This window comes from Chloroflexota bacterium (assembly GCA_020850535.1).
Lineage (GTDB): Bacteria > Chloroflexota > UBA6077 > UBA6077 > JACCZL01 > JADZEM01.
The window spans coordinates 1-10,857 of the sequence record JADZEM010000026.1 but is presented as its reverse complement, the minus strand read 5'-3'; the positions used below and the strand labels follow the sequence as shown (position 1 = coordinate 10,857).

The window sequence follows — 10,857 nt, the reverse complement described above, 5'->3', positions numbered from 1 at the left end:
CCCCCGGAGTGGCCCTCACCCCCGGAGTGGCCCTCACCCCCGGAGTGGCCCTCACCCCCGGAGTGGCCCTCACCCCCCGACCCCCTCTCCCTGTGCGCGGGAGAGGGGGAGAGTCCAGCGAGTTGATGGACGGCATGCAGTCCGTCACCGTGGACGGCGTGCGGGTCGTCTACAAGGAGGCTGGCCCGGCCGATGCGCCGCCGGTCCTGGTACTGCACGGCTGGGGCGCGAACAGCCAGGCGGTCGGCAGCATCCAGGCCGTCCTGCGGGAGACCCACCGGACCATCGCGCCAGACCTGCCCGGCTTCGGCCTGAGCGATCCGCCCCCCGTCCCCTGGGGCGCCCAGGAGTACGCCGCCTGCGTGCGCGGCCTGATGGCGGCGCTCGGCATCGCGCGGGCCAGCATCGTCGGGCACTCGCACGGCGGACGGACGGCCATCGTGCTGGCGGCCACCCACCCCGAGCTGATCGACCGGCTGGTGCTGGTGGACAGCGCCGGTCTGCGCCCGAAACGGCAGGCTGGCTACTACGCGCGTGTCTACGCCTACAAGGCCGGGCGCAAGGCGCTCGCGACGCCGCCGTTCAACGGGCCGCTCGGCAACCCCCTCCGCCGCCTGTTCGACGCCCGCTTCGGCTCGGCCGACTACCGGCAGGCCGGCACTATGCGCGGCACGCTGGTCCGCGTCGTGAACGAGGACTGGCGGCACCTGCTCCCGAAGATCCAGGCCCCAACGCTCCTGGTCTGGGGCGAGCTGGACGATCAGACGCCGCTCTCGGACGGGGAGCTGATGGAGAAACTGATTCCGGACGCCGGGCTGGTCGTCTTCCCGGGGGCCGGCCACTACGCCTACGCCGACGATCTCGGACGGTTCGCGCGGGTGGTCGGGCACTTCCTGGCGTGAGCCGTACAATCCTGGCGCCCGGATGCGCCCCGCACACCACACGGCACGGCGCGGCCCGGCACCAACGAGCAATCACGATCAGGGGTGATGATGAGGGAGCAGAGCCGTAAGCTGCGCGTCGCGGTGATCTTCGGGAGCCGGTCGGTTGAGCACGAAGTCTCGATCATCTCCGCGATTCAAGCGATGGACGCGCTCGATCCGCGCCACTACGAGCCGCTCCCCATCTACATCACCAAAGAGGGCCAGTGGATCACCGGCCAGGAGCTGCGGCGCATCGACAGCTTCAAGGACATGCCGGGCCTGCTCGCCCGCTGCAAGCCGGTCTACCTGCGGCCGGAGCCGTTCGGGAACCGCCTCTTCATGGAGGAGTCCGGGCCGCTCGGGAGCAAGCGCACCCGCGTGACGGTGGTGGATGCCGTCTTCCCCGTCATCCACGGCACCTACGGCGAAGACGGCACCCTGCAAGGCCTGCTGGAGCTGGCAGCGGTCCCCTACGTCGGGGCCGGGGTGGTCGGGTCGGCGGTCGGCATGGACAAGATCATCATGAAGGCGGCCTTCAAGGCCCAGGGGCTGCCGGTCGTCAACTATCGCTGGTTCACCCGCACCCGCTGGCAGTCCGAGGCCGACCGTGTCGCCGACGAGCTGGAAGGCTCGCTGGCCTTTCCCCTGTTCGTGAAGCCGGCCAACCTTGGATCGAGCATCGGGATCTCGAAGGCGACGGACCGCGCCTCGCTCTTCGACGCCATCGAGGTGGCGGCCCACTACGACCGCCGGCTGCTGGTCGAAGAGGCGTTCGAGGGCGGCATCGAGGTCAACTGCTCGGTGCTCGGCAACGACGATCCGCAGGCATCCGTCTGCGAGCAGCCCATCGCCTGGGCCGAGATCCTCTCCTACGAGGACAAGTACCTGCGCGGCGGCAAGGGCAAGGCTGGCAGCAGCGGCGGCGAGGGCATGGCCTCGCTGACGCGGCGCATCCCCGCCCCGATCCCCGCCGACCTGACCACGGAGATCCAGCGGCTGGCCGTCGAGGCGTTCAAGGCCGTGGATTGCGCCGGCCTCGCCCGCATCGACTTCCTGGTGCAGCCCGAGACCGGCCGCGTCGCCGTCAACGAGATCAACACGATGCCCGGGTCGCTCGCCTTCTACCTCTGGGAGGCCAGCGGCGTGCCGTTCCCGGCGCTGGTGGATCGGCTGGTCACGCTGGCGCTCGAACGGCACCGCGAGCGCCAGCAAACGACGTTCAGCTTCGACAGCGCGCTGCTGCAGAAGTTCTCCCGGGGAAAGGCGTAGGGGCATCCTCGCTCAGTGCTCGTCGAAGATGCGCTGCAGCTCCGACGGGTCGCTGGTCTTCAGGAGCGCCAGCGAGAGCAGCACCCGCGCCTTCTGCGCCGTCAGGCTGTCGCCGCGCACGAACCGCTCGCCGGTCTCGACGGGCACGCGCCCATCACCGCCACGGTTCACCAGCACCACCGGCACGCCCCGCGCCACCGCCTCACGCAGGGCCTCGAGCTGGTTTCGGTGCGGCTTGCCGCTGTACGAGAAGCCGTTGACGACGATCCCGCGTGCGCCCGCCTCCACGAACGCCCGCACCGCCACACCGTCCGCGCCGGCGTAGGTCGCCACGATGTCCACGCGCGGCAGGTCGTCGGTCGGCGGGAGCGTCACCGCCGAGGCGAACGTGTGGCGGCGCGTCGGCGTGCGGAAGAACGAGACGCGGTCCACCTCGACGCTGCCCAGGATGCCGTAGGTCCGCGACGTGAAGCCGCTCGGCCGCTGGTTGGTCTTGGTGACCTCGCGGGCGCTGTGAATCTCTTCGTTCAGCACCACCAGCGCGCCAGCCCCGGCGGCCCGCGGCGAGGCCGCGACCCGCACGGCGTCGAGCAGGTTCTTGTCGCCATCGTTGCCGATGGTCCCGTGCTTCCGCTGCGAACAGGCCACCACGATCGGCTTGCGGGTCTGGATCGCCAGGTGCAGGAAGTACGCCGACTCCTCAGCGGTGTAGGTGCCGTGCGTCACGACGATCCCGTCAACGCTCGGATCGTCGGCGGCGCGGCGAGCGGCCCGCCCGATGGTCAGCCACTCGGCCGGAGTGAACGTCTCCGCGCCTTCGCGCAAAATATCCTCAACGTCGAGGTCGGCCACGCTCGTGACGTCGCTCTCGGGATACCATGCACGGATATCGGCCAGCACGGCATCGATACCGACGCGTCCGGTAACACGATTCGCGATGGTCCCACCGGTGGCGAGCACCCGGATCCGGGGACGAGGCGCGTCGGAGCGCGCCGATGGCGAACTGGATGATTGCATGAAATCTACAGTACCATTGCGCTCTGCTTTCCAGCCAGCGGCAATGGCCGGCCGCGTTCCCCCAGAGGCTCGCGCACGCCTATGAGTACATCAACCGTCAGTGTGGAGCGCGCCCGGCTCCAGAAACGGAGCGCGGTCGAGCGATGGGGGCCGCTCCTGCGGTACGGGTCGTTCGCGCTGGCGCTGCTGGCCTGGGAGATCGCAGGCTGGACGGGCGAGCGGCTGCTGATCCCGCCGTTCTCCGCCACGGTGGCCGCGCTCTGGAAGATGACCCTCTCCGGCGAGCTGCTGACGGCCCTGGCGACCAGCAACCAGTCCCTGGTGATCGGCTTCGCCATCACCGTCCTGCTCGGCATCCCGGCCGGGCTGGTGCTCGGGCGCTTCCCGCTGCTGGATCGCGCGTCGAGCCTTTACCTGGACATCTCGCTGGTGCTGCCGATGGTCGCCCTGATGCCGGTCGTCATCGCGGCGCTGGGCATCACCCTGACGGCCCGCGTCGTCATCGTGGTCCTGTTCGCCGTGCCGGGCCTGATCGTCAACGTGCGGACAGGCATGCGAGGCGTCGATCCACGCCTCGTGGAGATGGCGCGGGCGTTCGGGGCGCGCGAGTGGGAGATCTGGTTGAAGGTCACCCTGCCAGCGGCCTTGCCAGCCCTGATGGCGGGCCTGCGCTACGCCGCCTCGCGGGCCGTCGTCGGCATGATCATCGTCGAGCTGACGCTGATCTCGGTCGGCGTCGGGCTGATCATCCAGGCCGGGCGCGGCTCGTTCCAGCCCGAGATCGTGTTCGCGGCCACCATCGTGATCGCCGCCGAGGGCATGCTGATCGTCAGCCTGGCGCGCCGCTTCGAGCGCGTCATCGCCAACCCGCGCCGCGCGCCGAAGGCCGCCCGATGAGCGTCATGTCGGATTCCGCAACCGTCAGCGCCGAGCGTCCAGGCGTGCATCGCACGATCCAGGTCACCCCGATGATGCACCTGCGGCGCTTCCTGCTCGGCTCGGCGCTGCCCTGGCTGGCGTTCGGGGTCGGGCTGCTGCTCTGGGAGGCCATCGGGCAGGCCGGCTGGTACACGTTCCTGCCGCCCTTCAGCGGCGTGCTGACGGCCTTCTGGGAGCTGATCGCGAGCGGGCGCATCTGGGCGATCCGCCTGACGCTGGAGTCGCTGTCGATCGGCTTTGGCCTGTCGCTGGTGCTCGGGATCGTCACCGGCATCGCGATGGCCCGCAGCCCGCTGCTTGAGTACGTGCTCGATCCGTGGATCGACGCCTTCATGACGATCCCGTCGTCGGCGCTGATCCCGCTCTACCTGATCCTCTTCGGCCTGGGCGCCGAGACGCGGGTCGTGATCGTGTTCATGCACGCCTACTTCGTGGTCGTCATCAACACGCTGGCCGGCGCGCGGGCGGTCGACGCCCACCTCGTGGAGATGGCGCGGGCGTTCGGCGCGCGCGAGGGCGACATCATCCGCAGGATCGTGCTGCCGTCGGCGCTGCCGCTGGTGCTGACGGGCATGCGGCTCGGGTTCGGACGTGCCGTGCGCGGCATCATCAACGGCGAGACGATCCTCGCCAGTGTCGGCATCGGCCAGTTGCTGATCCGCTACGGGCGCTCGTTTCAGATGGAAGCGCTGTACGCGGTGGTGCTGACCATCGTGATCCTGGCGGTCGTCGGCACGACGCTGGTCGGCTACCTGGAGAAGCGGCTGACGCGCTGGCAGAAGGCGTAGTCGCGGCGGGTCAGATCCTGGCAGCGCACTGCGCGTCGTGACGCCAGATCGTTCGCACGATCGCCGGTGTTTCCGGCGCGCTGCCCTTGAATCTCAGTGATTGCATGCAATATACCATCGGCACTGCGTTTCGGCCCGGTTGTTCTGATGGCTGACGCATCGCAATGGGAGGCTTGGGCATGGTCGCCTCGGCGTATGACCTGATCGTTCGCTCGCGGCGCATCTACACGCCCGGCGGCTGGCTTGACGGCGCGGTCGCCGTGCGCGGCGAGAAGATCGCGGCGCTGCTGACCGCCGACGAGATCCCGGCGGCCGAGCGCACCATCGACGCCGGCGAGCAGCCGGTCATCCCTGGGCTGATCGACACGCACATCCACCTGCGGGATCCGGGCTTCACCCACAAGGAAGACTTCGAGACCGGCACGCGGGCGGCGGCGGCCGGCGGCGTCACCACCGTCCTCGACATGCCGAACGTCGAGCCGCCGACGAACACCGTCGGGCGGCTGCTGAACCACCTGGAGAACGCCGCCTCGAAGTCGCTGGTGGACTTCGGGCACAACGCGGCGGGGACCGTCCCGGACAACATCGCCGGGCTGGCCGAGGCCGGCGCGACGGCGTTCAAGGTCTTCATGATGGCCGACATCGGGCGGGACTACCCCCACATGCCGGGCATCGCCGTGGACGACCACGCCACGCTGTTCGAGATCTGCGAGCAGGTCGCCAGGACCGGCAAGACCCTGTTCATCCACCCGCACGACCAGAAGCTGTACGACCTGTTCGTCAACCGGGCCTGGGACAACTGGGGCACCGACTTCCGGTCGTACGCCCGGGCCTGGCGCGACGGCGACGGCGTGGTGCTCGACTCGGGCATCGCCACGATGCTGCGCTTCCAGAAGGCCACCGGCGTCAAACTGCACGTCCTGCACACCTCGACCATCGAGGGCTTCAAGATGGTCCGCGACGCCAAGGCTGAGGGCCGCCCCGTCACCTGCGAGCTGAACCCGTTCTCGCTGTTCCTCACCAACTCCTGGGAGAACATCGAGAAGTACGGCCCCTACTGCCTGGGCATCTGGATCCCCGACCACCACGCGAAGGCGACCTGGGACGCCTTGCTGGACGGCACCGCCGACGTGATCGCCACCGACCATGCTCCCCACACGAAGGAGGAGAAGGAGATCGGCTGGACGAACATGTACGCGGCCCCCGGTGGCAGCCCCATCGTCCAGCACTACCTCTCGCTGCTGCTGAACGCCGTCAACGCCGGCCGCGTCAGCCTGGAGCGGGTCGTCGAGCTGTGCTGCGAGAAGCCGGCGAGGCTGGTCGGGCTGTACGGGCGCAAGGGCGTGCTGCTGCCGGGCGCTGACGCCGACATGGTCGTGCTCGACCTGAACAAGAAGGACACGATCAGCGCCGCCACCAGCTACTCCAAGTGCGGCTGGACCGCCATGGAGGGCTGGGAAGTCCAGGGCGTCCCCACCATGACGATCCTGCGCGGCCGGGTCATCGCCGAGCACGGCCAGGTGCTGGCCGAGCCAGGATCGGGCCGCTGGCTGGGCGCGCAGGCCCCGGCGACCGCATGAGCATCGATCCGTTGACGCTTCCGCCAGCCGGTCACACGGCGATGGCCGGCTGTCACCTCGCTCCCGCTGGATCACCTACCGAAGGAGGCCACCCCATACATGGCTGATGAGTCGCCCCAGAGTCGTGAGAGCGTCAGGCCGGAGGAGAACCTCCCGCTCAGCGAGATCCTGAAGGTTCAGGTCTCGGACGAGCGCGTCCAGCGGCTGAAAACCCTCACCAACGTGGACGCCGAGGGCGTCAGCGACGAGATCTTCACCTGGCTCGTGCGGCAGCAGGCCCAGTGGGCCAACATCCAGTACACGCGCTTCCTGGCCGGCGCCAAGTTCACCGAGCAGGACGTGGACGAGCTGCTGTGGCACGCCATCGACTGCCACACGCATGGTGGCTCCGACCCGATGGAGCGGCTGCTGCTCGAAGACGACATCGGCATCGACTACACCAACGCCGGCATGCGGGCCATGGTCGTCAAGACCTGGTACACGCCGTCCGCGTCCCGAAACGCGCTGGTGCAGAAGATCGTCAACCGCTACGCCGAGGAGCGCGGCCTGCGCCCGACCCTCGCGTATGGCGGCGTGGTGCTGAACTACTCCGTCGGCGGGTTCAACCCCGAGGCCGTCAAGAAGTGCCTCGGCTTCCCGGGCATGAAGTACGTCTGGATGCCGATGGTCGACAGCTACCACCATCGCCGGGTGGTCTACGACGACTGGTCAGGCTTCGGGCTGAACTTCCTGGACGAGCACCGGAAGGTCGTCCCGGCGATGCAGGACGTGCTGCGCGTCATCGCCGACAACGACCTGGTGCTGGCGTCGGGCCACTACCCGTACGAGGACACGGCGGCGCTGATCGAAGAGGCGCGACGCCTGGGCGTCAATCGCATCGAGATCATCCACCCGGCCCACATCCACTCCAAGCACACCATCGAGCAGATGAAGCTCCAGGCCCAGCGCGGCGCGAAGCTGATGCTCAGCGGCCTCGGCACGATGGCCTTCCCGCTCCACGAGTCCGGGCCGCTCTACGCGGCGCGGATCGTCAAAGAAGTCGGCGCCGAGAACCTGATCTACGGCAGCGACTTCGGCCAGCTCCAGAACTTCCCGCACATCGTGGCGAACCGCTGGATGGTCAAGCTGCTGCTGGCGTACGGCGTGACCAAGGAAGAGATCCGACAGGTCTTCCAGGTCACTGGCGCACGTCTGCTCGGGCTGCCGGACCCGCCGCCGCTCGGCACGCCGCCGCACCCGGGCACGGAGCAGGTTCCCGAGGAGCGGCAGTACCGCGGCCACCCACAGGCCGACCCGGGCGCCCGCCGGCACGCGCACGCCATCTGGCCCATCGCGCCAACCCCGAACTCCAAGCCCGATCCGAACGACGCCTGCCTCTGCTAGTCGGAGGGCAACCTTCGCGCCAGGTCCCTCGCCCGGGTGGCCTCCCGCCGCCCGGGCGAGGGATTCGAGTATCCGCACCGTGCCGCGCCTGCTCGGCACAGACGGCGGAGGACGACGGCGTCGGACGGGCACGCGGTGGTCCTTGACGAAAAACTGGCCCGGAGTTTGGGCAGCAGATCACTTGTGGTCTGGCCGCTCGTACCGTATTCTGCATGAAACATGCGATTTGCAAGCCGCGCCAGGGCTGGCAGCCTGGGTCTTGCGGCGGAGGAGCCAGAATTCATGGCGCGCGTTGAGGGGAAAGAGCCACAGCTGGTGGAGGTCCGCCCTGAGGCGGAATCCCGCACGCTCTGGCGCCTCTATCGTGACAACGAGCGCACGATCCTTGGCGTCGCCAGCTTCGTCGGCTTCTTCCTGTACTGGGAGATCGGTGCGACACTCGGCTGGGTCGATCTGTTCTTCTTCAGCTCGCCCTCAAGGATCCTCGCGTCGGGCTTCCGGGAGATGTCGCTCCCGCGGTTCTGGAACGACGTGCGCGTCAGCGGCACCGAGCTGTTCGGCGGCTACATCCTGGCCGTCGTGCTGGGGATCCCGCTCGGCATCTGCACGGGCTGGTACCGCCGGCTCAACTACTTCCTGGACCCCTGGCTGAACTTCCTGAACGCGCTGCCTCGCGTGGCCCTGCTCCCGCTCATCGTGCTGTGGGTCGGCATCGGGATCTGGTCCAAAATCCTGGTCGTCTTCCTCGGCGCGTTCATCACCATCTGGATCAACACCACCTACGGCGTCCGGACCGTGGACAAGCGGTTTCTGGACGTCGCGCACAGCTTCAACGCCTCGCAGTGGCGGGTCTTCACCACCGTGGTGCTGCCCGGCAGCGTCCCGTTCATCCTGGCCGGCCTGCGCCTGGGCGTCGGGCGCGCGCTGATCGGCGTCATCGTCGGCGAGCTGTACTCGGCCAACGCCGGGATCGGCTTCATGATCGCCGTGGCGGGGCAGACGCTCCAGACCGACCGCCTGCTGTTCGGCGTCGTCCTGTTGACCCTGATGGGCGTGGTGCTTGTCGAACTGCTGCGCCTTGTCGAGCATCGCTTCCAGAAATGGCGGCCGAGCGTCGGCTCCCACTGACCACCTGATCCTCAGACCGCCACCAGGAGTTCCACGATCATGCCCGCCAAGCTACAGGCCATCGACATCCGGATGGAGTACTACCAGCCGCGCACCGGCAACCGGGTCCTGGCCATCGAGAACCTGAACGTGACCATCGAGGAAGGCTCGTTTGTGAGCATCCTCGGACCCAGCGGCTGCGGCAAGAGCACGTTTCTCAAGATCGTCGACGGCCTGATCCACCCCACGCGCGGCAAGCTGATGCTGGACGGCCGCGAGATCAGCGGCCCCGGCCGAGACCGCGCGATGGTCTTTCAGGACGCCTCGCTTTTCCCCTGGTACACCGTCGTCCACAACGTGGCGTACGGCCTGGAGTGCCAGGGCGTCAAGGGCAAGGAGGCCCGCGAGCGGGCGACGCCGTACATCAAGCTGGTGGGCCTGGACGGGTTCGACAACCACTATCCCTACGAGCTGTCGGGCGGCATGCAGCAGCGCGTCAACCTGGCGCGGGCACTGGCCGTCAACCCCGAGCTGCTGCTGATGGACGAGCCGTTCGCCGCCCTCGACGCGCAGACCCGCGAGCTGATGCAGGCCGAGCTGCTGCGCGTCTGGAACGCCCAGCGCAAGACCGTGATGTTCATCACCCACCAGATCGACGAGGCGGTATACCTCTCGGACCGGGTCATCGTGATGAGCGCGCGCCCGGGCCGGATCATCGCCGATATGACGATCGACATCGAGCGCCCGCGCGATCTGGCCGTCAAGCGCAGCGCTCGATTCCACGAGTACGTGGATCACATCTGGGAGCTGATCGAGGGGCAGGTCAAACGCACGATGGACGCCGATCAAGTCGTCACGCCGGTCGGCGCTGGCGCGGACAACTAGGCGAGCGGAGGGACGGTTCGTGGCAGTCTCAGACGGCGGCTCCGAGCAGCTGGCCGATATCCGACTCGCGCAGACCTCGCCGATCTACCGCTGGTACCTCCGCAACGAGCGGATGGTGCTGGGCATTCTCGGCTTCATCTCCGTCGTGGCCATCTGGGAGCTGGCGACGCAGCTGGGCTGGCTGCGGCTGGTCTACATCAGCGCCCCGAGCCGCATCTGGGCGGCGGCCGTTACCGAGTTCCGGGTGGGCCGCATCTGGAGCGACATCGGGATCAGCCTGACCCAGTTCATCCTGGGCTTCCTGGCGGCGGGAATCACCGGGGTCATCATCGGGCTGATCGCCGGCTGGTCCCGGCGCGCGAGCTACATCATCGATCCGTGGCTCTCGGCCCTGTACGCCACTCCCGACGTAGCGCTGATCCCGCTGATCATCCTCTGGCTGGGCATCGGGCTGCCGTCCAAGGTCTTCGTGGTCTTCCTGACCTCGCTGTTCCCGGTGGCGGTCAACACGCTGATCGGCGTTCACAGCACCGATCCGCGCCTGCTGGACGTGGCGCGGGCCTACGGCGCAAACCACGTCACGCTGTTCCGGACGGTCATCATCCCGACGACGGTCCCGTTCATCCTGACGGGCCTGCGGCTGGCCTCAGGGCGCGCGCTGGTCGGCGTGGTGCTGGCCGAGCTGATCGCCTCGAACCAGGGCATCGGCCACATGATCAGCGTGGCCGGTGCGACGCTCAACACGGGACGGCTGATGCTCGGGGTGCTGCTGCTGGGCATGTTCGGCGTGGTGCTGGGTGAGGTGATCCGGCGGGTCGAGCGGCGCTTCGACGTGTGGCGCCCGCAGCCCCACAACGACTGAAGCCACACGAAGGGCTCTGACCGTCGAAGGGCCCTCACCCCCGGCCCGGGAGGCCCTCACCCCCCATCGTGGGAGGCCCTCACCCCCCGGCCCCCTCTCCCTGT

Annotated in this window: 10 protein-coding genes; 9 read left to right on the top strand and 1 reads right to left on the bottom strand. The window is 68.5% G+C overall.

Annotated features, from left to right (window positions below; genetic code table 11):
• Nucleotides 1-125: 125 nt before the first annotated feature.
• Nucleotides 126-902 carry an alpha/beta hydrolase gene (locus IT306_04815; GenBank protein MCC7367718.1) on the top strand — a complete coding sequence of 259 codons (777 nt, stop codon included), beginning with the start codon at nt 126-128 and terminating at the stop codon, nt 900-902.
• A 90-nt stretch (nt 903-992) separates the two neighbouring features.
• Nucleotides 993-2,192 carry a D-alanine--D-alanine ligase gene (locus IT306_04810; GenBank protein MCC7367717.1) on the top strand — a complete coding sequence of 400 codons (1,200 nt, stop codon included), beginning with the start codon at nt 993-995 and terminating at the stop codon, nt 2,190-2,192.
• A gap of 12 nt (nt 2,193-2,204) precedes the next feature.
• Here the strand turns inward: IT306_04810 and IT306_04805 are convergent, their stop codons facing one another.
• Nucleotides 2,205-3,152 carry an asparaginase gene (locus IT306_04805; GenBank protein ID MCC7367716.1) on the bottom strand — a complete coding sequence of 316 codons (948 nt, stop codon included), beginning with the start codon at nt 3,150-3,152 and terminating at the stop codon, nt 2,205-2,207.
• 138 nt (nt 3,153-3,290) lie between these two features.
• Here IT306_04805 and IT306_04800 point away from each other — a divergent pair, with 138 nt between their 5' ends.
• The 7 genes from IT306_04800 to IT306_04770 all read left to right on the top strand — a co-directional run bounded on the left by IT306_04800 (nt 3,291) and on the right by IT306_04770 (nt 10,753).
• Nucleotides 3,291-4,106: an ABC transporter permease gene (locus IT306_04800; protein ID MCC7367715.1), complete on the top strand. Its 816-nt coding sequence runs from the start codon at nt 3,291-3,293 to the stop codon at nt 4,104-4,106.
• Entirely contained in the window at nt 4,103-4,936 is an 834-nt protein-coding gene (locus IT306_04795; protein MCC7367714.1) for an ABC transporter permease, read from the top strand. The genes IT306_04800 and IT306_04795 overlap by 4 nt, the downstream gene beginning before the upstream one ends.
• A 179-nt stretch (nt 4,937-5,115) precedes the next feature.
• On the top strand, nt 5,116-6,516 hold the full coding sequence (locus tag IT306_04790) for a dihydroorotase family protein (GenBank protein MCC7367713.1): 1,401 nt from the start codon (nt 5,116-5,118) through the stop codon (nt 6,514-6,516).
• Between the two features lie 99 nt (nt 6,517-6,615).
• The gene (locus IT306_04785; GenBank protein ID MCC7367712.1) at nt 6,616-7,899 is read left to right on the top strand and encodes an amidohydrolase family protein; all 1,284 of its coding nucleotides are present in this window, start codon (nt 6,616-6,618) and stop codon (nt 7,897-7,899) included.
• 282 nt (nt 7,900-8,181) lie between these two features.
• Nucleotides 8,182-9,027: an ABC transporter permease gene (locus IT306_04780; protein MCC7367711.1), complete on the top strand. Its 846-nt coding sequence runs from the start codon at nt 8,182-8,184 to the stop codon at nt 9,025-9,027.
• Nucleotides 9,028-9,099: 72 nt separating this feature from the next.
• Nucleotides 9,100-9,891 (top strand): ABC transporter ATP-binding protein, encoded by a 792-nt coding sequence (locus tag IT306_04775; protein ID MCC7367710.1) that lies wholly within the window; start codon nt 9,100-9,102, stop codon nt 9,889-9,891.
• 19 nt (nt 9,892-9,910) lie between these two features.
• Complete coding sequence (locus IT306_04770) at nt 9,911-10,753, top strand: ABC transporter permease (protein ID MCC7367709.1); 843 nt, start codon at nt 9,911-9,913, stop codon at nt 10,751-10,753.
• Nucleotides 10,754-10,857 lie beyond the last annotated feature (104 nt).